Annotated in this window: 23 protein-coding genes, 2 tRNA genes and 1 pseudogene; 13 read left to right on the plus strand and 13 right to left on the minus strand. The window is 63.3% G+C overall.

Going from position 1 to position 24,035, the window contains the following annotated elements; all coding sequences use genetic code 11:
• Positions 1–128: 128 nt before the first annotated feature.
• From J3E64_RS15090 to J3E64_RS15105, 4 genes are all read right to left on the minus strand, one after another.
• A tRNA-Thr gene (locus J3E64_RS15090) sits at positions 129–200 on the minus strand.
• A gap of 28 nt (positions 201–228) precedes the next feature.
• Positions 229–1,086 (minus strand): hypothetical protein, encoded by an 858-nt coding sequence (locus J3E64_RS15095; protein WP_253343861.1) that lies wholly within the window; start codon positions 1,084–1,086, stop codon positions 229–231.
• The gene (locus tag J3E64_RS15100) at positions 1,083–2,393 is read right to left on the minus strand and encodes a replication-associated recombination protein A (RefSeq protein ID WP_253343862.1); all 1,311 of its coding nucleotides are present in this window, start codon (positions 2,391–2,393) and stop codon (positions 1,083–1,085) included. Before J3E64_RS15100 ends, J3E64_RS15095 begins: the two co-directional genes overlap by 4 nt.
• Positions 2,394–2,421: 28 nt before the next feature.
• Complete coding sequence (locus J3E64_RS15105; RefSeq protein ID WP_253343863.1) at positions 2,422–3,600, minus strand: glycosyltransferase family 1 protein; 1,179 nt, start codon at positions 3,598–3,600, stop codon at positions 2,422–2,424.
• Positions 3,601–3,726: 126 nt separating this feature from the next.
• Here J3E64_RS15105 and J3E64_RS15110 point away from each other — a divergent pair, with 126 nt between their 5' ends.
• The 5 genes from J3E64_RS15110 to J3E64_RS15130 all read left to right on the plus strand — a co-directional run bounded on the left by J3E64_RS15110 (position 3,727) and on the right by J3E64_RS15130 (position 6,822).
• The gene (locus tag J3E64_RS15110; protein WP_253343864.1) at positions 3,727–3,945 is read left to right on the plus strand and encodes a DUF2945 domain-containing protein; all 219 of its coding nucleotides are present in this window, start codon (positions 3,727–3,729) and stop codon (positions 3,943–3,945) included.
• 59 nt (positions 3,946–4,004) lie between these two features.
• Positions 4,005–4,658, plus strand: a complete 654-nt coding sequence (locus J3E64_RS15115; RefSeq protein ID WP_253343865.1) for an MOSC domain-containing protein — start codon at positions 4,005–4,007, stop codon at positions 4,656–4,658.
• Between the two features lie 15 nt (positions 4,659–4,673).
• The gene (locus J3E64_RS15120) at positions 4,674–4,985 is read left to right on the plus strand and encodes a YdeI/OmpD-associated family protein (protein WP_253343866.1); all 312 of its coding nucleotides are present in this window, start codon (positions 4,674–4,676) and stop codon (positions 4,983–4,985) included.
• Between the two features lie 53 nt (positions 4,986–5,038).
• Positions 5,039–5,740: an NAD-dependent deacylase gene (locus J3E64_RS15125; protein ID WP_253343867.1), complete on the plus strand. Its 702-nt coding sequence runs from the start codon at positions 5,039–5,041 to the stop codon at positions 5,738–5,740.
• Positions 5,741–5,901: 161 nt separating this feature from the next.
• A complete protein-coding gene (locus tag J3E64_RS15130; RefSeq protein WP_253343868.1) occupies positions 5,902–6,822 on the plus strand; it encodes a phosphatase PAP2 family protein in 921 nt (306 codons plus the stop codon).
• A gap of 24 nt (positions 6,823–6,846) precedes the next feature.
• Here the strand turns inward: J3E64_RS15130 and J3E64_RS15135 are convergent, their stop codons facing one another.
• The 3 genes from J3E64_RS15135 to J3E64_RS15145 form a co-directional block, all read right to left on the minus strand.
• On the minus strand, positions 6,847–7,872 hold the full coding sequence (locus J3E64_RS15135; protein WP_253343869.1) for a FecR domain-containing protein: 1,026 nt from the start codon (positions 7,870–7,872) through the stop codon (positions 6,847–6,849).
• Positions 7,790–8,395 (minus strand): sigma-70 family RNA polymerase sigma factor, encoded by a 606-nt coding sequence (locus tag J3E64_RS15140; protein WP_253343870.1) that lies wholly within the window; start codon positions 8,393–8,395, stop codon positions 7,790–7,792. Before J3E64_RS15140 ends, J3E64_RS15135 begins: the two co-directional genes overlap by 83 nt.
• A 179-nt stretch (positions 8,396–8,574) precedes the next feature.
• Positions 8,575–8,769, minus strand: a complete 195-nt coding sequence (locus J3E64_RS15145; protein WP_253343871.1) for a hypothetical protein — start codon at positions 8,767–8,769, stop codon at positions 8,575–8,577.
• Positions 8,770–8,894: 125 nt separating this feature from the next.
• On the opposite strand from J3E64_RS15145, the gene J3E64_RS15150 reads away from it, so the two are divergent.
• The 6 genes and pseudogenes from J3E64_RS15150 to J3E64_RS15175 all read left to right on the plus strand — a co-directional run bounded on the left by J3E64_RS15150 (position 8,895) and on the right by J3E64_RS15175 (position 16,880).
• Positions 8,895–8,979 (plus strand) — tRNA-Leu (locus tag J3E64_RS15150).
• A gap of 67 nt (positions 8,980–9,046) precedes the next feature.
• Positions 9,047–10,651, plus strand: a complete 1,605-nt coding sequence (gene tig / locus J3E64_RS15155) for a trigger factor (protein ID WP_253343872.1) — start codon at positions 9,047–9,049, stop codon at positions 10,649–10,651.
• A 143-nt stretch (positions 10,652–10,794) separates the two neighbouring features.
• The gene (locus J3E64_RS15160; protein WP_253344001.1) at positions 10,795–11,772 is read left to right on the plus strand and encodes a glycosyltransferase family 2 protein; all 978 of its coding nucleotides are present in this window, start codon (positions 10,795–10,797) and stop codon (positions 11,770–11,772) included.
• Between the two features lie 88 nt (positions 11,773–11,860).
• Positions 11,861–12,496, plus strand: a complete 636-nt coding sequence (gene clpP, locus J3E64_RS15165) for an ATP-dependent Clp endopeptidase proteolytic subunit ClpP (RefSeq protein ID WP_253343873.1) — start codon at positions 11,861–11,863, stop codon at positions 12,494–12,496.
• Between the two features lie 138 nt (positions 12,497–12,634).
• A complete protein-coding gene (gene clpX / locus J3E64_RS15170) occupies positions 12,635–13,903 on the plus strand; it encodes an ATP-dependent Clp protease ATP-binding subunit ClpX (RefSeq protein WP_253343874.1) in 1,269 nt (422 codons plus the stop codon).
• Between the two features lie 362 nt (positions 13,904–14,265).
• Positions 14,266–16,880 (plus strand): annotated as a pseudogene (locus J3E64_RS15175) (TonB-dependent receptor).
• A gap of 50 nt (positions 16,881–16,930) precedes the next feature.
• Here the strand turns inward: J3E64_RS15175 and mtgA are convergent.
• From mtgA to J3E64_RS15195, 4 genes are all read right to left on the minus strand, one after another.
• Positions 16,931–17,632, minus strand: a complete 702-nt coding sequence (gene mtgA, locus J3E64_RS15180; protein ID WP_253343875.1) for a monofunctional biosynthetic peptidoglycan transglycosylase — start codon at positions 17,630–17,632, stop codon at positions 16,931–16,933.
• Between the two features lie 53 nt (positions 17,633–17,685).
• Positions 17,686–18,099 (minus strand): cupin domain-containing protein, encoded by a 414-nt coding sequence (locus J3E64_RS15185; RefSeq protein ID WP_253343876.1) that lies wholly within the window; start codon positions 18,097–18,099, stop codon positions 17,686–17,688.
• A 95-nt stretch (positions 18,100–18,194) separates the two neighbouring features.
• Positions 18,195–19,106, minus strand: coding sequence for an RNA polymerase sigma factor RpoH (gene rpoH / locus J3E64_RS15190; RefSeq protein ID WP_253343877.1), 912 nt, complete (start codon positions 19,104–19,106; stop codon positions 18,195–18,197).
• Between the two features lie 75 nt (positions 19,107–19,181).
• A complete protein-coding gene (locus J3E64_RS15195) occupies positions 19,182–20,135 on the minus strand; it encodes an RluA family pseudouridine synthase (protein ID WP_253343878.1) in 954 nt (317 codons plus the stop codon).
• Positions 20,136–20,152: 17 nt separating this feature from the next.
• Here J3E64_RS15195 and J3E64_RS15200 point away from each other — a divergent pair, with 17 nt between their 5' ends.
• Together J3E64_RS15200 and J3E64_RS15205 are read left to right on the plus strand one after the other, a co-directional pair.
• On the plus strand, positions 20,153–20,554 hold the full coding sequence (locus tag J3E64_RS15200) for a M67 family metallopeptidase (protein WP_253343879.1): 402 nt from the start codon (positions 20,153–20,155) through the stop codon (positions 20,552–20,554).
• Positions 20,555–20,646: 92 nt separating this feature from the next.
• The gene (locus J3E64_RS15205) at positions 20,647–21,294 is read left to right on the plus strand and encodes a histidine phosphotransferase family protein (protein WP_253343880.1); all 648 of its coding nucleotides are present in this window, start codon (positions 20,647–20,649) and stop codon (positions 21,292–21,294) included.
• Positions 21,295–21,307: 13 nt separating this feature from the next.
• On the opposite strand, the gene J3E64_RS15210 is transcribed toward J3E64_RS15205, so the two are convergent.
• On the minus strand, positions 21,308–22,435 hold the full coding sequence (locus J3E64_RS15210) for a hypothetical protein (protein ID WP_253343881.1): 1,128 nt from the start codon (positions 22,433–22,435) through the stop codon (positions 21,308–21,310).
• 126 nt (positions 22,436–22,561) lie between these two features.
• Entirely contained in the window at positions 22,562–23,974 is a 1,413-nt protein-coding gene (gene glnA / locus J3E64_RS15215; RefSeq protein WP_253343882.1) for a type I glutamate--ammonia ligase, read from the minus strand.
• Positions 23,975–24,035 lie beyond the last annotated feature (61 nt).

A 24,035-nucleotide genomic window follows, 5' to 3' on the forward strand; every position in this document is an offset into this window, starting at 1 on the left:
AGGGAAAACGCCGGGCCGATGATCGCATCCCGTCACGGGACGCGGATCGGACGACCCGACGGAAGTGGGGACCGGCAGCGATGCCGGCCCCCATTTTGCATTGCGGATCACCCCGGGTGATGGCCCGGTGCCGGCTGAGGGGATCGAACCCCCGACCTTCGGTTTACAAAACCGCTGCACTACCGCTGTGCTAAGCCGGCGCACCGTTCGGGCGGCAAGCCCTTACTATCAGATGACGCCGAACGTCCAGCCCTCAGTGCGTGCTATTTGCGGTGTCAGTCCGCACGGGGCCCAGAGCGGCGGATGCGCGGCCATGCGGCGCATCCACGCGGCGGTGACGATGGCGTCGGCGCCATGATCGTCCGGCATCGGGCCGACATGAGGTGCCGACCCCAGCTGGTCGAGCGCCGTGTTCAGCGCTTGCCGGTCGCGAATCTTGGTGCGGCCCTTTGGTCGTCCGGCGGCCCGCGCGGCGATGCTGGTGTATATTTCGACGATCATGGACCCCCTCCGTGTCGGCGGATCGAAAGGCCAGACCGGAACATGGTCGCGCACCCTGTGCAGCAACCGCATGCCCGCGAAACTCGCCTTGGCGACCTGCGCCGCGCCAATCGCGTCGTATATGGTGGAAGGCTTGCCGCCGCCCCGGGAATTATACAGCGCCTCGCACACCCGGTTATGCAGGAACTCGGCCTTCACGCCGTCCGCCTTGCCGAAATAGAAATGGCGGCGATGCGCGATTTCCAGCAGGCTGGCCGCGCCCAGATCCGGGTCGGCGCAGAGCGCGTCGACATAGGCCCAGAAGGCCGGCGCGTTGTCAGGCACCGGATCGCCGGGCAGATAGGCGCCGCGCGCGACGAAGGGCGGGGCGAAGCTGAAGTCGAAGCCGAACAGGGTCGGGGTCTCGCGCGCCATGGCGATCAGCCAATCCGCCACCGCCGTGCGCGACCACAGGCCGTCCGGACCCTGAACGAGGCGCGGCGCTTGTCCATCGTCCTGACAGATGGCGACCGCTATCCCCTTGTGCCGCGATCCGCGGGCGCCGGACCAGTCTATCGCCGCGAAGCGGGTGAACCGGGGGTTCATCCGTCACGGTCGGCGCGCAAGCGATTCCAGTAGGCGATGCGCTCGGCGATCCGCGCCTCGAACCCCCGCTCGGTGGGGGTGTAGAATGTCTGCGGCGCCATCTCCCCGGGCCAGTAATTGTCGCCCGAAAAGCCCTCTGCCGCGTCATGGTCATACTGATAGCCCTTGCCATAGCCGATATCCTTCATCAGCCGGGTCGGGGCGTTGAGAATATTCTGCGGCGGCATCAGCGATCCGGTGTCGCGGGCGGACTTGAAGGATGCCTTCATCGCCGCATAGGCGGCATTCGATTTGGGCGCTGTGGCGCAATAGAGGCAGGCCTGCACGATCGCCAGCTCGCCTTCGGGCGAGCCGAGAAAATCATAGGCGTCCTTGGCAGCAAGGCACTGGACCAGCGCCTGCGGGTCGGCCAGGCCGATGTCCTCCGTCGCGAAGCGGACCAGCCGGCGCAGGACGTAAAGCGGTTCCTCCCCCGCTGTCAGCATTCGGGCGAGATAATAGAGCGCGGCCTGCGGGTCCGATCCGCGCAGCGATTTATGCAGCGCCGAAATCAGGTTGTAATGGCCCTCACGATCCTTGTCGTAGACGGCGACCCGCCGGTGGAGCAGGGCCGAAAGCCCGGCCGGATCCAGCGGCTCGCCGATGTTTATCGCATGGAGCGTCTCAACCTGATTGAGCAGGAAGCGTCCGTCCCCGTCGGCGCTCGCCAGCAGCGCCTCGCGCGCGGCGGCATCCAGCGGCAGGGGTCGCCCGGTCACGGCTTCGGCCCGTTCCAGCAGCTGTTCCAGTGCCGCCGCATCCAGCCGACGCAGGATCAGCACCTGCGCGCGCGACAGCAAGGCCGCATTGAGTTCGAAGCTGGGGTTTTCCGTCGTCGCGCCGACCAGGATGACCGTGCCATTTTCGACGAAGGGCAGGAAACTGTCCTGCTGGGCGCGATTGAAGCGGTGGATTTCGTCCACGAACAACAACGTCTTTTCCCCGCGTCGCGCATGGTCTGCGGCGGTGGCGAAGATTTTCTTGAGGTCCGCGACGCCCGAAAACACCGCCGATACCGGCGCGAAGCGCATCCCCACCGCGTCGGCCAGCAGGCGGGAAATCGTCGTCTTGCCCGTCCCCGGCGGCCCCCAGAAGATGATCGATGACAACCGCCCCGCCGCGACCATGCGGCCGATCGCGCCGTCGGCCCCGGTCAGGTGATCCTGTCCCACCACTTCGGCAAGGCTGCGGGGACGCAGCCGGTCGGCCAGCGGGGCGGTGTCGGCCGGGGTTTCGGCATCGGTATCTGGGGCGAAGAGGTCGGCCATCGGAACGGGTATAGGGTGCGCGCCGCGCTCAGGGAACCGGGCTGGACCGGGGCGCCATGCCATGCGCCCGCTGGCGGATGACGCGGACATAGGTGTCGACCAGCGCCTGATTCACCTGGTCCCAGCCGTTTCGTTCCGCCCGGGCCTGTGCTGCGGTGCCTGCGGCGGCCCTGGCATCGGGTTGCTGGCAATAAAGTTGCAACGCATCGGCGAAATCCTGGATCGCGCCCGGCCGGATCAGCCGCCCGGTAATGCCCTCGGTCACCAGGCTTTCGCTGCCAGTCGCGCGCGCCGCGACCGTCGGCAGGCCGCACGCCATCGCTTCCAGCGTCACGTTGCCGAAGGTTTCGGTGACGGACGGGTTGAACAGCATGTCCATGCTGGCCACGGCCCGGCCCAGGTCCGGGCCTTTCTGAAAGCCGGTGAACACGGCGTGGGGCAGGCGGCTCTGAAACCATTCGCGTGCCGGTCCTTCGCCGACGACGAGCACCTTGTGGGGAACCTGGCGCGTTCCGAGCTGGTCGATCGTGTCGGAAAAGACGTCCAGGCCCTTTTCCATCACCAGCCGGCCGATGAAACCGATCACTGGCTTGTCATCGGCGATGCCCAGAGCGCGTCGCCACTCCATGTCGCGCCGGCCGGGATTGAAGATGTCGCGATCGATGCCGCGGGTCCATATGCCGATGTCGTAGTTCATCCGCTGCTCGCGCAGCAATTGCGCCATGGATTCGGACGGCGCCACGATGGCGTCGCAGCGCCGGTAGAAACGGCGCAGAACCGATTCCAACAGCGGTTCCAGAAAAGCGAGGCCATAATAGCGCGGATAGGTTTCGAACCGGGTGTGGACGGAGGCGATTGCGGGCAGGTTATTGGACCTTGCCCAGCTCACCGCCCGATGGCCGAGCGGGTCCGGGCTGGACACATGCACGACATTGGGTCGGAAAGCCGCCAGATCGCGCCGCACCTCACCCGACATGCGATAGGGCACGCGATATTCGCGCCGCCCCGGGACCGCGAAGGAAGGCGCGCTCACCAGGTCGCCGGCCGGTTCGAAGGCGGGCGTGTCCGTCGTCGGCGAATAGACGCGCACTGCCGCCCCCTGCCGCAGCAGATAGCCGACCAGGCGGTTGAGTGCCTGGTTCGCGCCGTCCCGCACATAATTGTAATTGCCGCTGAACAGGGCGACACGAAGGCCGGTTGCATCCATCGCCGCCCCTTACTCCATGCCGTTGCAAAACCCAAGGGAACCAGTTGCGCGGTCGGGAATTTTGCCGGTGCAGGTCCCGGGAACGCGGCCGGCGCGGTGTGCACCCAAGCAAGGAGAGGATGCTCCATGACCGAGAGATTCCGCAAGGGAAGCCGGGTCCGTTGGAACTGGGGGCAGGGCGTCGGCCGCGGGCAAATTGCGGAGCGGTTCGATCGTCATGTGGAACGCACGATCGACGGCTCGCTGATCCGCCGCAACGGCTCCCCCGACAATCCGGCCTATCTGATCAGCGTCGATACCGGCGGACATGTACTGAAACTGGGGTCCGAACTGGACGCCGCCTGACAGTCCGGCTTAGCGCAAACGGCCATCGCCATCGTGCGGTCGCTATGGCATGAAGCGGCATGACCGCGCCTTCCATGACCGTCGACGCCTTGCTGGTCGGCACACCGATGCCGTTTCGCGACAAGGACCATAGCGCCATTGCAAAGCAGCCGGTCAGCGGCCCGGTGGCGATCTGCTGGGACGGGCTCGCCGGGGATGCTGTGGCCGACCGCATCCATCATGGCGGCTGGGACAAGGCGATCCACCTCTATCCGCAGGATCATTATGGCTGGTGGCGCGACCGCAAGCCGGGCCATGCGCTGCTCGACCGGGCAGGGGCCTTTGGCGAGAATATCGCCTCGCGCGGGATGACGGAGCGGGACATTTGCCTTGGCGACCGCTTTTCGCTGGGCAGCGCGATGGTGGAGGTCAGTCATGGCCGCCAGCCCTGCTGGAAGCTGGACCATCGCTTCGGTGCGCGTGACGTCATGGCGACCATCGTCCGGACGGCGCGTTGCGGCCTCTATTTCCGCGTCTTGCGGGAAGGGGAGGCGCAGGCCGGCACGAGCATGGAATTGCTCGAACGTCCCTTGCCCGAATGGAATATCGCCCGCGTCTTCTCCCTGCTGATCGGTGGCGGGCACAAGGCCGATCCGGCAGCGGTCGCGATGCTCGCCGACATGCCCGTCCTTGCCGAGGCATGGCGGGACCGGGCGCGCAAGCTGGCGGCATAGGGCGCGCGAGCGGACATGACCCAGGATTTCGCGCAGGGGACAGTGCACCAGGCGGCCGTCGACATGCGGGCCGCGATCGAGGCCGATCCCGGCCTGCTGGCCCTGTGGCAGGGGCTGACGCCGCTGGGCCGCAACGAATTCATCTGTTGGGTCGACGATGCGAAGCAGGCGGCGACGCGTGCGCGCCGTATCGCGCGTTGCTGCCAGGAGTTGCGCGAGGGGAAAGGGCGACCCTGTTGCTGGGCCGGTTGCATCCATCGCGCCGACAAGGCGCCGGGCCGCTGGCAGCAGGCAGTGCTGATCGACGGAAAGAAGCCGAAGCCTTGATCCGTCGGACGTCAACGGTTCCGGCCTGTCCGCGCGGAGGCTAGAAGCATTCCATGACCCACGATATCCGTAACATTGTCATCCTCACCGGCGCGGGTATTTCCGCCGAGAGCGGCCTTGCCACCTTTCGCGGGCCTGACGGCCTGTGGGAAGGGCATCGGGTCGAGGATGTGTGCACGCCCGAGGCGCTGGCCCGCGACCCGGTGCTGGTCCATCGTTTCTACGACGAGCGCCGGGCCAAGCTGGCGGATGTGCAGCCCAATGCCGCGCATGAGGCGCTGGCCGCGCTCGACGCTTCATGGGGCGACGACCTGCTGATCGTGACGCAGAATGTCGACGACCTGCACGAGCGGGCGGGGGCGAGGCGGCTGATCCACATGCACGGGGAATTGCGTTCGGCGCTCTGTGTGGCCTGCGGCAAGGCGGTGTCCTGGGGTGATCCGCTGCCGCCCGGATCGTCCTGCACCGGTTGCGCGGCGCCTCGCCTGCGTCCCGACATCGTGTTCTTCGGCGAAATGCCCTACCGGATGGATCGCATCTACGCCGCGCTGGAGCAGGCGGATCTGTTCGTGTCGATCGGAACGTCCGGCGCCGTCTATCCCGCCGCCGGGTTTGTCCAGACCGCCCGCCACGCCGGCGCGCACACGATCGAGCTCAATCTCGATCCGTCTGCCGGCAGCGCGCTGTTCGACGAGAGCCGTCTGGGGCCGGCCACCCTGCTGGTCCCGGACCTCGTGCGAACATTGCTATCCTGACATCCGCGGGAGGTATCATCTGATACCGGGTGGACGAAGGGGGCGCGGCAGGCAAGGCACCGCCATGTCATGCCGGCAGCGGGAAAGCATTGTACCGTAACGGAAAATCAACCGGCGATTAACGCAAATATCCTATCGGCCCCGTGAACGAAAGGATGTGCATGAGCGAGCAGCGCTATTTCATCATTGTCTCGCTGGCTCTTGCAACCTTATGCTGCACAGCCTTGCTCTACGTAACCGGCCTGCATCTGTCGATCAGCGGAGTTCCGCTTGGCTTGGCAGCTTCGGTCAGCGTCGGCCTTGTCTGCGCGTCGGTCAGTCGGCCGGAATTCAGCGAAATGCTTCGTCGCGTCGTTTGGCTGTTGGAGTGCCTGGCCTATCTGTCCATCGCCTCGCTGGTGGGCAGTATTGCGAGTTATCCCCTAGCCGCGCTGAGTGACGGGTGGTGGGACCGCCAGTTTCTCGCCGCCGATGCGCTCCTGGCGCTCGATTGGCGCGCATATTGGAATTTTTCGGTAAGTCGGCCCGCAATATTCCGGATCCTGTCGCTGGCATATGGCAGCTTTTTCTACATGCCCATGCTGATTGTGGGCGCGCTGACCCTCACCGGTCGATTGCCTCAGGCCTATCGTTTCGTTTCCGCATTCATCATTGCCCTTGTCCTGACCGACGTCGGCATGCTTGTGTTTCCTGCCAGGTCGGCGGCCGCCAATCTGCTCCCCCAGGATACACCATTGGCACCGCTCTCCGGCTTGCTCCACATTCCCGTTATCGAAGGGCTTCGCGATGGGTCGATACGCGTGATCGAGGTTGCGCAGATGAACGGCCTGATCGCCTTTCCCAGCTTTCATGCGGCGGCAAGCCTGTTGTTCATGTGGGGAGGATGGCAAGTTTCCATGTTCAGGGTGGGTTTTCTTGCCGTCAATGGCCTGATGCTCGCCTCGACACCGATTACCGGCGGCCACTATTTCATAGACGTGCTTGCGGGGTTGGCCGTGGCGATGGTGGCCATCGCGATGAGCTATAGGGTGTCCCGCCGGCGCTTACCCGGCAGCGGGCATGTGGTATCGTGCAGCGCCTGACCTGTTCGCGGACACGCCGCCTCGTCAGGGAATATCGCCGGCGTCTTCGTCGCTTGCGTCGTCGCGGTACAGCAGCATGACCGATCCGTCCTCGCCGTTCACGGCGCGAACGGGCAGGCTCAGTTGCAGGGCCGACAGGAACTGGCGGCTGTCGGTGGTGCGGAACCGGCCGCCGATGCGCAGAGCCGATACGCGGGTGTCACCGATCAGGATGGGGGTGGTGCGGTAGCGGTTGAACTCGCCCGCCGCCTGCTCGATCGTTTCGCCGTCCAGTTCGACCATCCGTTCGCGCCAGGCGGTCCGCTGGCCGACCAGCTTGGGGTCGAGTCGCGTCAGCGCGATGCTGCGCGGCTGGATCACCGCCCCGCTGCCCGCGCCGACCCGCGCAAGACTGTTGTTGCCGGAATGAACCGTGACTGTCCCGTGCGTGACCGTCAGTTCGACGACGGAAGGGCGCAACCGGACATTGAAGGCGGTGCCGACCGCGCGAATGACGGCGGCGCGGGCTTCCACATCGAACGGGCGATCGTCGCCATGGGCGACGTCGAAGGATGCTTCGCCCTTCAGGATGCGGACCTTGCGTCCATTTCCGGTGAAGCGGACTTCCGCCTCGCTTCCGCTGTTGAGGTGAAGCTGCGATCCGTCCTCCAGCGCAATGTCCTGCACCTGGCCGATACCGGTCTGGTATCGTTCGACACCGGTGAAGGTGCGAACCGTGACGATGGCCGCCACGATGAACAGCATCACGGCCACGGCGGCGGCGACCATGATGTTGCGGGACAGCCGGCGCTGCTGTTCCTCGCTGACGATGACCTGAAGGGGGGGCAGGGTGATTTCGGCGGCCGCGCTTTTCAGCCTCTCGGCCGCATCCCATGCGGCTTCCGCGCGTGCAAACGCAACGGCGTGGCGTGGGTCGCTTTCGACCCATGCGCATATTTCAGCTTCGTCTTGTGGAGAGGGGTCGCTGTTAAGCCTGGCCAGCAGGCGCGCGGCTTCCGCTTCGATCGCGTCCCTGTCCCCGCAGCTTGACCCTGGTCCCGACGCCTGCACGTTCGAAATCCGTTTCCTCACGTTCTGCCCAGGCCCGCATAACTATTGCGATTGCTTTGGCCAGATGTTTTTCAACAGTAGAAACGGACAGGGACATCTCGTCCGCTATTTCCAGCATCGATTTTTCGTGGATGCGGCGGAGGATGAACACGCGGCGGCACTGGGGGGGAAGCGACTCGACGATGGTTTCGATCTGGCGCAAAGCCTCGCGGGCATGCAGTTGCGCCTCGATATTATTTTCTCCGCCCAGCAGTTCCAGGTCGGCGATTGTCTCGAAACTCACCACCTTGTTGCGGCGGGCCGTGTCGATCACCAGATTTCGGGCAATCGTGAAGAGATAGGCCCGGCCGGTCGTTACATTTTCCCAGTTTTCCGTGGCATAGGCCCGGGTCAGGACTTCGGCCACCATGTCTTCCAGCTCATGCGTGGATGGAAGTATGCGGCGCAGGCGTGCGCGCAATGCTGCTTCCTGCGGCAGGATGACGGTTTTGAACCATTCCAGCTTGGCACGAACCCTTTGCACGTCGACCCCCTTATCTTGTCAGTCGCGCCTCTCCTCATTTCTCTTTTCTGTCATAGTTCAATCATGGATTCTCGACGCTGTCCAGAAAGACGTCGGGGATTTTTGACACACGACCGAAATGTTCCATGACCGCGCAAAAAAATTGCCGGGGCGGGTATTTTCCTGTCCGTCCCGCAGGTTCACGTTGGTGGCGGCAGCTCCGGCGGTGTGCTGTCGGGCTGGTCATTGTCCGGCACGGGCGGTACGATCTCGTCCGGCTCGGTCATGGGCGTTTCCGCCGGGCCGCCGGGCACGGGCAGTTCGTCGGGCGACTGCGGCTCTATGACGTCGGGTGCGGGAACGGTCGCGGGATCGGGGCTTGGCCGGGTGCTCATGAGGGTCTCCTGCAAATGGCTGCCAACACCTTACGTTCGGGCGAGGATGACGGTTCCGGCAGCGATTTCACAATCCCTTGCCTCTGCCCGTGCTTTTCTCTATGCCGCGCCGACCGGCGACCGATGCGGGCGTGGCGAAACTGGTAGACGCGCCAGATTTAGGTTCTGGTATCGCAAGATGTGGGGGTTCGAGTCCCTTCGCCCGCACCAGTGCGCCAGGCCCATGCCATCGCAAGCGCCACCGAAATTCAGCTGAAGAAAGCGTTTGAGAGAAAAGATGCAGACTGTCGAGACGTTGAACGAGGGCCTGAAGCGCGCCTATACCCTGACCATCACGTCGAAGGACATCGACGCGCGCGTCGAAAAGGAAGTGAAGGCCATAGCGCCGCAGGTGCGCATGCCCGGCTTCCGCCCTGGCAAGGTGCCCGCCAATCTCGTCAAGAAGATGCATGGCGAAAGCCTGCAGCGCGACGCGCTCAACAATTCGATCCAGGAAGGCGTGCAGAAGCTGATCGCCGACCAGAAGCTGCGCCCGGCGATGCAGCCTTCGGTCGAACTGGATGAAGGCTTCGAATTCGGCAAGGATGCCGAGGTCAAGGTCGCGCTGGAAGTGCTGCCGGTAATCGAGGTGCCCAGCATCGAGGGGCTGAAGCTGGAACGGCTGACCGTTCCGGTCGCCGACGATAAGGTCGCCGAAGCTGCAGGCCGCATTGCCAGCCAGCAGGGCGCGCTTGAGGAACATGCCGAAAATCATGCTGCCGCTGAAGGCGATACGCTGGTCATCGACTTCGTCGGCAAGGTCGATGGCGAGGCGTTCGAGGGCGGTTCGGCGCAGGATATTCGCCTGAAGATCGGGTCCGGCCAGTTCATTCCCGGTTTCGAAGATCAACTGACCGGCGTGAAGAAGGGCGAGGAAAAGACGATCGACGTCACTTTCCCCGAGGATTATGGCGCGGAACATCTGGCCGGCAAGGCCGCGACCTTCGACGTGACCGTCAAGTCGGTGCTTGACGGCGACAAGCCCAAGGTTGACGATGATTTCGCCAAGTCGCTCGGCCTGGAAAGCCTGGAAAAGCTGAACGAACTGCTCAAGGGACAGATCGAGCAGGAACATAACGGCCTGACCCGCACCCACATGAAGCGCAAGCTGCTCGACCAGCTTGCGGCCAACCATGATTTCGACGTCCCGCCCAGCATGGTGGACGCCGAATTCGAACAGATCTGGGCCCAGCTCCAGCATGAAGCGAGCCATGAGGAAGATCCCGAGGCGGCGCTCAAGGAAATGGAAGCGGAAAAGGACGATTATCGCGCCATTGCCGTGCGTCGCGTCCGTCTCGGCCTGCTCCTGTCCGAAATCGGCCAGGCCAACGGCGTGACCGTGTCCGATCAGGAAATGAACCGCCTGATCATGCAGGCCGCTCAGCAGTACAGCCCGCAGGATCGCGAACGGTTCGTCCAGTATGTCCGTCAGGACCCGATGGCCGCCGCGCAGTTGCGCGCACCGCTCTATGAGGACAAGGTGGTCGACTTCCTGTTCGACAAGGCGGAGGTGACGGAACGTGCCGTCGCGCGCGAGGAACTGGAAGCGGCGATCGAGTCGGAGGACGGTGAACTGAAGCCGCACGTTCACGGCCCCGGTTGCGGCCATGATCACGATCATGACGAAAAGCCGAAGGCGAAGAAGGCGGCCCCGAAGAAGGCTGCTGAACCGGCCAAGGCCGATGCTGAACCGGCTGCCGAGGAGGCGCCCGCCAAGAAGCCGGCGGCCAAGAAGGCAGCCGCCAAGAAGGACACTGCCGCCGCCGACGCCGCGCCGGCCGCCGAGGAAGAAAAGCCCAAGAAGAAGGCTGCTCCCAAGAAGGCTGCTGCCAAGGCCGAATAAGGTCGCCCCGTCCGGCATGAATTCGCGCCCGGCTTCCCTGGTGAAGCACGGGCGCTTTTCATGTGTCGCGCGGCATGGCAGACGAAATCTTAATCATGATGTCCCATGGAGGAGACAAAATGATGCAGGGGTTAGTGGCGACGATGAAGGAATTTCCGGCCGTGGACAGTGAAACCGCCATGGCGTCGCCGCGTGTCGCCGTCATCCTGCCCTGCTATAACGAGGCCGAAGCGATCGTGCAGACGGTGGAGGATTTTCGCCACGCGCTGCCTGCCGCCGACATATATGTCTTTGACAATAACAGCACCGATGGCAGCCGTGACCTGGCCGCCGGTGCCGGCGCCATCGTCCGCCGCGTCAGCCAGCAGGGCAAAGGGCATGTGGTGCGCCGCATGTTCGCCGACGTCGACGCCGACATCTATATCATGGCGGACGGCGACGCGACCTATGAGGCGGCCGCCGCACCGGCGATGATTGCCGCGATGCTGGAAGACAATCTCGACATGGTGGTGGGATGCCGCCGGGACGAGGTGGAGGCGGCCTACCGGCGCGGCCATCGCTTCGGCAATTGGGCGCTGACCAGCCTTTTGAAACAATTGTTCGGTCGCAGCTTCACCGACATTCTTTCGGGCTACCGCGTGTTTTCACGGCGTTTCGTCAAGAGTTTCCCCGTGTTGTCGGCCGGTTTCGAGATCGAGACGGAAATTTCCGTGCACGCGCTCGAACTGGCTATGCCGGTATCGGAAGTCATGACAGCCTATGGCGCGCGGCCCGAAGGATCGGTCAGCAAGCTGAGCACCTATCGCGACGGGTTCCGTATCCTGCGCACCATCATCACCCTTTACCGTATCGAGCGGCCGATCCTGTTCTTCGGCCTGATCGCGGCGGTCCTGGCGGCGCTGGGCCTGGGCCTGGCCGCGCCGCTGATCGTGACCTATCTCGATACCGGCCTGGTGCCGCGCTTCCCCACCGCCATCCTGGTGACGGGCCTCATGATCCTCGCCACCCTGTCGGCCATGTGCGGCCTCATCCTCGACACGGTGGTGCGCGGCCGGCGCGAGGTGCGCCGGCTGGCTTACCTCGCATTCCGTGCGCCGTCGGACTTCGCCCTGCGCGACTGATCGTCGCCGTTCGGTCCAACCCCCTTGAACCGTCCGCCATTTGTGCCGATGTAGGGGCGGGCAAAAGCAACCACCCTGAAAGAGCACAATGACCGATATCATGTCCGATCCCATGGCCGCGCTGGTTCCTATCGTTATCGAACAGTCGAACCGCGGCGAACGCAGCTTCGACATCTATTCGCGGCTGCTGCGCGAACGGATCATATTCATCACCGGCCAGGTGGAGGACCATATGGCGTCCCTCATCGTCGCACAGCTTCTGTTCCTTGAATCGGAAAATCCGAAAAAGGACATCTGGATGTACATCAATTCGCCCGGCGGCGTGGTGACGGCCGGCATGGCGATTCACGATACGATGAAATATATCCGGCCCCAGGTCGGCACCGTCTGCATCGGCCAGGCCGCGTCGATGGGCAGCTTCTTGCTCGCGGCGGGCGAGCCGGGCAAGCGCATCGCGCTCAGCAACGCGCGGATCATGGTGCATCAGCCTTCGGGCGGTGCGCAGGGCATGGCGTCGGACATCGAGATCCAGGCCAAGGAAATCCTGCGTATTCGCCGGCGCCTCAACGACCTCTATGTCAAATATACCGGCCAGACGCTGGAGGCGGTCGAACGGGCGATGGATCGCGACACCTTCCTCGAAGCGGATGAGGCCAAGGCCTTCGGTCTCGTCGACGAAGTGTTCGACCGCCGCCCTGTGGCGACGGATACAACGGACGGATAAAGGGTATCTTTACCCGGGCGCGCCACTTTCACCCCTTGTGAAACGGACGCGCCACGGGCTAGGATAGCCTTTGGACCAGAATATCCCGGATCGAATAGGGCGTGAGGCCCCGTTCCGGCCGGGAAGAGAGAATGGCGAATGACTAAGCTGACAGGCTCCGATTCCAAAAGCACGCTCTACTGCTCCTTCTGCGGCAAGTCGCAGCATGAGGTGCGTAAGCTGATCGCGGGGCCGACCGTGTTCATCTGCGATGAATGCGTTGAATTGTGCAACGACATTATCCGGGAGGAGACCAAGGGCGGTCTCGTCGGCAAGAAGGATGGTGGCGTTCCTACCCCGCAGGAAATCTGCGACGTGCTGGACGATTATGTGATCGGCCAGAACCGCGCGAAGCGTGTCCTGTCGGTGGCGGTCCATAACCATTATAAGCGCCTCAACCACGGCACCAAGCCGGGCGAGGTGGAACTGGCCAAATCGAACATCCTGCTGGTCGGCCCGACCGGCTGCGGCAAGACGCTGCTGGCGCAGACGCTCGCCAAGACTTTCGACGTGCCCTTCACCATGGCCGACGCGACCACGCTGACGGAGGCCGGCTATGTCGGCGAGGATGTGGAGAACATCATCCTGAAGCTGCTCCAGGCGTCCGACTATAATGTCGAGAAAGCGCAGCGCGGCATCGTCTACATCGACGAGATCGACAAGATCAGCCGCAAGGCCGAGAATCCGTCGATCACGCGCGACGTGTCGGGGGAGGGCGTGCAGCAGGCGCTGCTCAAGCTGATGGAAGGCACCACCGCCTCGGTTCCGCCGCAGGGCGGCCGCAAGCATCCGCAGCAGGAATTTCTCCAGGTCGACACGACCAACATCCTTTTCATCTGCGGCGGCGCCTTTGCGGGCCTCGAAAGGATCATCGGCGACCGTCTGGAAGCCAAGTCGATCGGTTTCGGCGCCCATGTCGCTGCCCCGGAAGAGCGCAAGACGGGCGAACTGCTGCGACAGAGCGAGCCGGAAGATCTTCTCAAATTCGGTCTGATCCCGGAGTTCGTCGGCCGCCTGCCGGTGATCGCCACGCTGGAGGATCTGGACGTGACCGCGCTGGTCAAGATTCTTGTGGAACCCAAGAACGCGCTGGTCAAACAATATGGCAAGCTGTTCGACATGGAGAATGTCGAACTCAGCTTCACAGACGACGCTCTGACCGCGATCGCGAAGAAGGCGATCGAGCGCAAGACCGGCGCGCGCGGGCTGCGGTCCATTCTCGAAGCGATCCTGCTCGACACGATGTTCGACCTGCCGTCGATGGAGGGCGTGGGCGAAGTGGTGGTGGACAAGGATGTCGTCGCCGGGACCAAGGAACCGATTCGCGTATTCAGCGAAACGAAAAAGCGGGCCGACGACGCGGCCTGACCCTTCGACGCATTCCGTAGCGTAAAGCCAAATCAAGGCCGGCATGCTTTGCCGGCCTTTTTTCGTTTCCTGTGCGTCTGCACAAATAATCTCGCTGCGTTGCAAAATTGCACCATCGTCAAACTACAAGTTTTCGCTGTCAGAATGTCATTATTTGGCAATATGTTAGCCCCATAGGCGCGATGCCCGGGGCGCTTGGAGTGCCGTGGGCGGGGGGAATGTGACAGCCGCCATGCTGCCTTGTAACAAAAATGCAATCACAGCATCACAGGGCCGTCGCCAGAAGGCGCCACCAGCAGCCACGGCTTGAAAGAGCGGACAGCACAGGCGCGCCGCGCCACCTTTGAAAGGGACAAGGGTCAATGAAGCAATTTTTGATGGGCAGCGTGGCGATCATCGCCGTTGCCGTTCCGTGCACTGCATTTGCGCAGTCCACCGGTTCGAATGATTTCGACACCATCGTCGTTACAGGCGCCCGTGCCGACCAGAGCGTCGGCGGTGTCAAGATCCCCGATTCGCCCAAGGCGAAAGTGGTTCTGGACCAGGAACTGATCCAGGCGCAACGCCCCGGCCAGTCGGTCAACGAAATCATCAATCTTGTTCCGGGTGTAAGCTTCACCAACAATGACCCATGGGGTTCTTCGGGCGGCAGCTTCACCATTCGCGGCTTCAGTTCCGACCGCATCTCGCAGACTTTCGACGGTATCCCGCTCAATGACTCGGGTAATTATGCGATCTATACCAATCAGCAGGTCGATCCCGAACTGATCCAGACCGTCAACGTCAACCTGGGTTCGACCGACGTCGACAGCCCGACCGCGGCTGCGGTCGGCGGCACCGTCAACATCAACACGCTGGAACCCAGCGACGATTATGGCGTGCTTGCCAGCGTGAGCTACGGCAATATCGTCGCCAGCGGGTCGGGCGACCGTCCCTTTTTCCGCATGTTCGGCGTCGTCAACACCGGCGACCTGACCGGCCATGGCACGAAGGCCTGGATTTCCGCCTCGCGCGCGAAGAACGACGCGGCCTTCTCCAACTACGGCAAGGTCGACAAGCAGCAATATAATGCGAAGATCTGGCAGGATATCGGCTCGAACGGCGACTTCATCTCGCTGGCGGCGCATTATAACCAGAACCGCAACAATTTCGGTGGCTCGCCCTTCCGCGCCAGCGCATTCACGGGCGACAAGAAGGGCCGGTTCTACGACATCAACTATCCTTGCACCGTTAACGTGACGGGCGATGCGGCCGTAGCCGATCAGACCAACTCTTGCGGCACCGATTTCGAACGTCGTTTCAACCCTTCGAACACCGGGAACGTGCGAGCAAATTCGAAATTCACGCTGGCCGACCGCCTGACGCTGACCGTCGACGGTGCCTATCAGTGGGTGAAGGCCAATGGCGGCGGCACGACCAGCGCCTACGAAGCCTATAATTATATCAACGGCGCTCCCTACACCGGCAATTATGGCGGTTCCTTCTACTTCGGCCGCGACTTCAACGGCGACGGTACGTTGGGCGTCGACAAGAACGGCGACGGTATCATTTCGGGCAGCGCGGAATCCGATCGCTTCACCCTGCTTCAGCCGAGCCAGACCAACACCCGCCGCTGGGTGGCGATCGCCAACCTTGCCTATGAATTCGACGACAATAATCGGGTTCGTCTGTCGTACAGCTTCGACCGGGCGCGCCACCGTCAGACGGGCTATGCCGGTTTCCTGAAACTGGACGGTTCCCCGCAGGACGTGTTCGCGATCAACGATCCGGTGACCGATACCGACGGCAATGCCCTGCAAAAGCGCAACCGTCTGTCCTACGCCACGCTGCATCAGATCGCTGGCGAATATCGGGGCACCTTCTTCGACGACAAGCTGACCGTGCTGATCGGCGGCCGTCTGCCCTTCTTCAAGCGCGACCTGAACCAATATTGCTTCACCACCAGTTCCGGCGGGTTTGTCGACTGCGTGCCTGAAGATCAGATCGCGGCCTACACTGCTGCCAAGCCGTACAGCGACAACGCCACGACGGGCAAGCCGTCGGGTTCGGCGTTGCCGCAGGCGCGGACGCTGAAATATGACAAGTTCCTGCCGAACCTGGGCGCGGTGTTCAAGATCACGCCGGAAATCAGCATTGCCGGCAGCTACGCGAAGAACATCTCGGTTCCCAGCACGGACGCGCTCTATAACGCCTTCTATTTCCCTGCGGACAGCGATGCGGCCTATCGTGTTCCGGAAACCTCGGACAGCTTCGACCTCAGCCTGCGCTACACGTCGAGCAAGGTTCAGGCCGCTCTGACCGGCTGGTATTCCAAATATAAGAACCGCCTCGTCACCGCTTACGATATTGACGGCAACGGCACCGACACGAACTTGGGTCCGGTGAAGAAATACGGCGTCGACGGCAGCATTTCCTACACGCCGATCCCGCAGGTCACTGCCTATATCTTCGGTTCCTATATCAAGTCGGAAATCCAGGATGATGCCGTCACCGGCAGCTGTTCGGCAACCAGCGACATCGGTCTGGCGGGCCTGTGCTATGTGCAGGACGGCGTTGCCTATCTGCGCACGTCGGGCAAGCGGGAGCGCAGCGCGCCGAAATATCTGCTTGGCGGTCGTTTGCAGGGCACTTCGGCGATTTCACCCTGGGTGTTCAGGCCAAGCGGACCGGTTCGCGCTACCTGAACGACATCAACGGCGAAATTCAGCGCGTCACGCTGAGCGATGGCTCGACGAAGCTGATCTTCCCCGGTGCCAAGTTCCAGGGATATACCGTGGTCGACCTCGACCTGCGTTACTCGCTCGCCAGCCTCGGCATGGAAAAGGGCGCGATTCAGCTCAACGTCAGCAACCTGTTCGACAAATTCTATGTCGGCTCATTCAGCGGCGGCCTCGATACGCTGGCCAGTTCCTCGTCCGCGTTCGTGAACTTCGGTTCGCCGCGCGCGATCAGCGCCTCGCTGATCATCGGCTTCTAAGTTCTACAGCAAGCTTCAAGGGAAAGGGCGGGGAGAAATCCCCGCCCTTTCTAATTGATGCAGCCGTCCAGTCGGTCGCGCTGGACTACGCCGATGCGCGCCGCGATGGTGTTGCCGTAGCGGCGGGTAAAGCCGCCCGGCGCGATAGCGGCGCGCTTCTTGGGCAGCGGCAGGACAGCGGCTATCCGCGCCGCTTCCGTCCGCGTCAGCCGCCCGGCGCCATGGTGGAAATAGCGGATCGCACCGGCCTGCACGCCATAGGTGCCGATCCCTGTCTCCGCGACGTTCAGATAGACCTCCATGATCCGGCGCTTGCCCCAGCCGGCCTCGATCAGCATCGTGAACCACGCCTCCAGCCCCTTGCGCACGAAGCCGCCGCCCTGCCACAGGAAGACATTCTTCGCCGTCTGCTGGCTGATGGTGGAGCCGCCGCGGATGCGTCCGCCGCTCGCATTGTGGATCGCGGCCTTGGCGATGGCGTCGACGTCGAAACCGTGATGCGTGCAGAACTTGCCGTCCTCAGCAGCGATTGCGGCACGCGGCATGTCGGGGTCCATCTCGTCGATGCCCATCCATTCCTTGGTGATGCCATTGGGGTCGAGCAGCATCGTGATCGTCACCGGTGGCGGAACGAACCGGTAAAGCAGGACCAGGAAGAAGGATAGGAGGACGAATGCGGCCAGGATGCGCAAGGGCCAGCGCAGCAAGCCGCGCCAGCGACTGCCGGACCTTCGGGCTTTGACGGTCATCATGACACCAGACTAGCCGTTTTGGCGCATCGCGTCATCTGCCGCGTCGTTGCGGATCAGGGCAGGGGTGCAGCCACCCGGTCGCCATGGCTGGGCGGGGCGGAGGTAACCAGGATGACAAGCGGCGCCGTGCTGTCGTTGCGCGCCTGATGCGGGGTGCCGGGCGGGATCTCGATGCCCTGGCCGGCGGTGACGGTCACCACCCTGCCGTCCGCCTCCATCGTCAGCATGCCTGACAGGACGTAGAAGAATTGCCGGGCCTTCGCGTGCAGATGCCGCACCTCCCGCGCGCCCGGCGCGATCTGTTCCTCTATCACGGACAGGTCGGGGCGCTTGACCAGATGCCACCCGTCATTGACGTCGCCCCAGACATAATGTTCGCCGCTGGCCCGATCGACAGGGGCGGGCATTGCGGGTGCGGATACCGGCGCTGCGGCGAGCAGCAGCGGATAGAGGATTGTCGGCGCCATGCCCCTTCAACGAACGGCCAGGCAGCGACCGCCATGCAAAAGGCCCCGGAACCGCTGGGGTCCCGGGACCTTTTGCCATGGGAACGAGCAATTGCTCAGGCGGCGGCGAGCCGCGCGATCTTTTCCAGCTTGCCGCCGGCAATGCGCATCATCGCCTTTTGCAGCTTTTCGAACGCACGCACCTCGATCTGGCGGACGCGTTCCCGGCTTACGCCGTAGACCTGGGACAATTCCTCCAGCGTCTTGGGCTCCTCCGCCAGGCGGCGTTCGGCCAGGATATGCTTTTCCCGGTCGTTTAGGTCGTCCATCGCCTCGACCAGCATGTCGTGGCGCATCTCGCGCTCCTGCTCGTCGGCGACGCGTTCGTCCTGCAACTGATCGGTATCGGCCAGCCAATCCTGCCACTGGCCCTCGCCATCCTCGCGCATAGGCACGTTGAGCGACGTGTCGCCGCCCATCGCCATGCGACGGTTCATCGATACGACGTCCTCTTCGCTGACGCCCAGGTCGGTGGCGATCTTCTTCACGTCGTCGGGATGCAGGTCGCCGTCCTCGAACGCCTCGATATTGTTCTTCATCCGGCGCAGATTGAAGAAAAGCTTCTTCTGCGCGGCGGTCGTGCCCATCTTCACCAGACTCCACGACCGCAGGATGAATTCCTGGATCGACGCCCTGATCCACCACATCGCATAGGTTGCCAGGCGGAAGCCGCGATCGGCCTCGAACTTCTTCACGCCCTGCATCAAACCGATATTGCCTTCGCTGATCAGCTCGCTGACCGGCAGGCCGTAGCCGCGATAGCCCATGGCGATCTTGGCGACGAGTCGCAGGTGCGACGTCACGAGCTGCGCAGCGGCCTCGGGATCCTGATGCTCCTGATAACGCTTCGCCAGCATATATTCCTGCTCAGGGGTGAGCAGCGGAAATTTGCGAATTTCCGACAGATAGCGGTTGAGGCTGGCTTCACCGCCCAGCGTCGGAACCGCGGGGACATTGCTCTTGGCCATGTCGTCACCTTTCCCTTTCTTGCACGGCGGGACCCAGAAGAGGCGTCCTCAGCACCGTCGCAAACTTGTCCAAATCTATACGTGAAGCCGGCTTAACAGTTCCTGCATATCGACGGGCAGTGCACTTTCGAACATGAGCGGCTTTTCCGTCACGGGATGTATGAACCCCAGCGTTCTGGCGTGCAATGCCTGCCTTTTGAAACCCAGCGTTTCCAGTATTGATTTGAAACCTTTTCTTTCTCTACTGTAAAGCGGATCGCCGATCAAGGGGTTCCCGATATGCGTCATGTGAACCCGCACCTGATGCGTGCGCCCCGTTTCCAGTCGGCATTCCAGCAGCGCCGCGCCGTTCAGGCGTTCCGTCACCCGATAATGGGTGATCGCATGCTTGCCCCGGCCTTCCCGACAAACGGCCATCTTCTTTCGATCGGCGTCGGACCGGGCGATCCATGTGTCGACGGTTCCCGCTGGCGGAACGGGCGCGCCATAGCAGATCGCGGCATAAAGCCTTTGAATGCTGTGATCCTTGAACTGGCGCGCCAGCCCTTCATGGGCCTTGTCGGTCTTGGCCACGACCAGCAGGCCGGACGTGTCCTTGTCGATGCGATGGACGATGCCCGGCCGCGCCACCCCGCCAATGCCCGACAGCCGCCCGGCGCAGTGATGCAACAGCGCGTTGACCAGCGTCCCGTCGAGATTGCCTGCGGCGGGATGCACGACCAGCCCGGCGGGCTTGTCGACCACGATCAGGTCTGCGTCCTCGTGCACGATCGACAGCGGGATGTCCTGCGCCACCGTGTCGAGCGGTCGCGCCGGCGGCAAAGAAACATGATAATCCTGCCCGACCGCAACCTTCGCCGACGCGCTGATCCTCGTGTCGCGGCCGGTCGTCACGCGGCCTTCGCCGATCAGGGTCTTGATCCGTTCGCGGGACAGGTCGGGTATCAGGTCGGCAAGGGCGCGGTCGAGCCGCTCGCCCGCCTGCGCGTCGCCGATCGTCACGCAAATGTTGGAATCCCCCGAACCCATGCGCTAGCCATGTAGGAATGACCGTCGCTATTTCAAGGTTGCTGCTGGAACAGATCATGACCCTCGCGCGGTCCAGCCGTGACGAAATATGCGGTCTTCTGCTCGGGCGGCCGGACGATATCACGGCTATCCTGCCCGCCGACAATGTCGCCCCTGATCCGGCGCGCCATTTCGAACTCGATCCGGCAAGGCTCCTGTCCGCATATCGGGACGCGCGGACCGGCGGGCCGCAAGTGGTCGGGCATTTTCATTCCCATCCGTCCGGCCGGCCTGTGCCTTCGGCCACAGACGCGGCCTGCGCGGTTCCCGACGGCCGGCTCTGGCTGATCGTCACGGGCGAGACGGCCCGCCTGTGGATCGCCGGGCCGGGCGAGGGCGGTGCCACGGCCTTTGTCGAGGCGGCACTCGACGTCAGGTGACGGAAAGGCGGTGACCCGGGGTTGCATCGGGCGTCCTTGCGGCGCATTAGCCGGGAACGCTTTCCCATAGTCCAATCCGGCGGTCTCCCTGCATGACTCATTCGACCGACAGCATCGAATTCGCCAGCCTGCTTTGTTCGCGCCTGTGCCACGACCTGCTCAGTCCGGTCGGGGCGCTCAACAACGGCCTCGAACTGATGGCTGACGAAACCGATCCGGACATGCGCGAACGCTGCCTGGAATTGCTGGGGGACAGTGCGCGGACCTCGGCCAACAAGCTGAAATTCTTCCGCCTTGCCTTCGGCTCGGCGGGCGGGTTCGGCGACGCCGTGCCGCCGCACGAGGCGCGCGTCGCGATAGAGGGCATGTTCGCCGGGGCGGGCCGGGTGAAGGTCGGCTGGCTGGTCGAGGACGCGATGCTGGGCAAGCTCGCGGTCAAGGTGCTGCTGAACCTGTCGCTGATCGCGGGCGACGCCCTGGTGCGCGGCGGGCAACTCGACATCGGCGCGGAATCGCGCCCCGGTGTTACCGAAATCGTCGTGCGTGCCGAAGGACCCAAGCTGGTGCTGGACCCTGATCTGCGCGCCGCCCTGTCCGGCACGCTGCCGCCCGAGGGGCTCGCTTCGCGCACGGCCGCCGCCTGGATGGTGCGCCAGTTGGTGGAAAGCGCGGGCGGCGATATCGTCCTGTCGCCGCCGGGCGAGCCGGTGCTGCTGTTCGGGGCATCAATACCGGGGTGAGGCGAGCGGTGGTTCAGTCCGGCTGATGGGGCAGGAAGCCGGGATAGCGCAGTATCAGCATTTCCCACGGCAGCCGGAAGGTCAGGCGCCGCGGCGCTTCGGACGAGTGAGCCTCCACATCGAAATGCAAGCCCGTTTCGTCCCGCCGGATGTCCGCCATCCAACGGGTGATATTGGTCATCCAGCCGTCAGGTCCGCCATATTGCAGGTTCCCCACGCAATCGCCTTCCGCGTTTAGGCGCATCGCCGGATTGTTGAGAAGGGCGAAGCGGATCGACGCCATGGTCACGCCATGCAGGGTCAGTCGGGGCCAGACATGGTTCATGTGCGTGGGCAGAAAGCCCGCTTCCGTCCGTGCTGGATGCGACAGGCGGGTCAAGGACAGATAGCCCAGTTCGATCGCTTCATGAAATGACACCAGGCCATTCGGTCCCACACCGCATTGGTTAAATGTCCCGACCGGAGCGGTCGAGATATCCAGTTCCGTTAGCGTGGCGGGAGGTGGCAGAGGCGCGGGAGCGACCGCCTCGGTCGAAAGGTTGGGCGCATAATAGCCGAAACAGGCGACGCGCGTGATGGCATCTATGACGAACTGGATGACGATTCGGGCGCCTGCCTGCTTCTCCCAATGATTTGTGGTGCGCGTCTGCCATTCCTCGAGGTGCAGGCCATGCAATGTCGCAGACAGGGTGACATGCAGGTCGTCATCCCTATCCTCGATTTCGAGCGACCAATCGCTGAGCGGCTGGTAGATCCGCCCCTCCGGGTTGGTGCCATGCGCCAGCACGCCCGCCTGCTGGTTCAATCGCAACGAGATCGGGTGCTTCACGCTCCCGGAAAAGGCGCGGCTTAGGGTCGACGCAATCGGTTCGGGCAGGTGCGCCTCACCGCCAAATTCCTGCGCCGTCACAAACCCCGATATGTCGCGCGCGGCGCGACAGCGGACGATCCGCATGCCGAAGGTCCGGGACATGCGGACATAATCGGCCTGCGGGTTGGGATAGATGCCGTCGTCATCCACCGGATGCCGGATACGTCCGGGCAACACGAAAGCGCCGTCGCGCGCGACGCCGGCCTGGCGGATATGCTTGCCGCCGCTATGTTGTGGTGGTGTTGCGCCCCAAGGACCGGTTCTACTCATGACGGCTCCACAGATGCCATTGCTTGCCGATCGGTTATATTACCCGTCGCCGCAATCGCCGTTCCAACGAAAAAGGCCCGGCCGCTTGCGCGACCGGGCCTCCTTCCACAACGTCCGAGAAAGGGATCAGGCGCTGTAGTACATGTCGAATTCAACCGGCGACGGCGCCATTTCCCAGCGATAGACTTCGGGCCACTTCAGTTCGATGTAAGCATCGATCTGATCCTTGGTGAAGACGTCGCCCTTCAGCAGGAACTCGTAATCGGCTTCCAGGCTGGTCAGCGCTTCGCGCAGCGAACCGCACACGGTCGGGACCTGGCTCAGTTCCTCGGGCGGCAGGTCGTAGAGATTCTTGTCCATCGCGGCGCCCGGATGGATCTTGTTCTCGATGCCGTCGAGGCCGGCCATCAGCAGCGCGGCGTAGCAGAGATAGGGGTTCGCCATCGCATCGGGGAAACGGAATTCCACGCGCTTCGCCTTGGCGCCCGCGCCGTACGGAATACGGCAGGAGGCCGAACGGTTGCGGGCCGAATAGGCCAGCAGCACCGGCGCCTCGAAGCCCGGCACCAGGCGCTTGTAGCTGTTGGTGGTCGGGTTGGTGAAGGCGTTGAGCGCCTTGGCGTGCTTGATGACGCCGCCGATGAAGTAGAGGCAGGTTTCCGACAGGCCGGCATAGCCGTCGCCGGCGAACAGCGGCTTGCCGCCTTCCCAGATCGACATGTGGGTATGCATGCCGCTGCCATTGTCCTGCGCGATCGGCTTGGGCATGAAGGTCGCGGTCTTGCCATAGGCCTGGGCGACCATCTGCACGACATATTTGTAGATCTGCATGCGGTCGGCGGTGGTGACCAGCGTGCCGAAGGTCAGGCCCAGTTCGTGCTGCGCGGCGGCGACTTCATGGTGGTGCTTGTCGCAGGGCAGGCCCATTTCCAGCATGGTCGACACCATTTCGGCGCGGATGTCGGTGCACGGATCGACCGGCGCGACGGGGAAATAGCCGCCCTTTGCGCGCGGACGGTGGGCCAGGTTGCCGCCCTCATATTCCTTGCCGGTGTTGGTCGGCAGTTCGACATCGTCGATCTTGAAGAAGGATTCGCTGTAGTCCGAATTGAAGCGGACATCGTCGAACATGAAGAATTCGGCTTCCGGACCCACATAGATGGTGTCGCCGAACCCGGCCGACTTGACGAAGGCTTCGGCGCGCTTGGCGGTCGAACGGGGGTCGCGGGCATAGAGTTCGCCGGTATCCGGCTCGACGACGTCGCAGAACAGGATCATCATCGGCGTGGCGCTGAACGGATCGACATAGACGGCGTCCAGGTCGGGCTTCAGGATCATGTCCGATTCGTTGATGGCCTTCCAGCCCTCGATCGAAGAGCCGTCGAACATCAGGCCGTCGGACAACTCATCCTCGCCCATGACGCTCGACACCATGGTCAGGTGCTGCCACTTGCCCTTCGGATCGGTGAAACGCAGATCGACCCATTCGATCTCCTTTTCCTCGATCATCTTCAGGATGTCTTTCGGCGTATTGGCCATGTGCACTTGCCCTTCTCTCTTGATACCCCCCCGAAGGGGTAGTTGAAGCCATGTCCGCCGG

The organism is Sphingobium sp. OAS761, assembly GCF_024168485.1.
Lineage (GTDB): Bacteria > Pseudomonadota > Alphaproteobacteria > Sphingomonadales > Sphingomonadaceae > Sphingobium.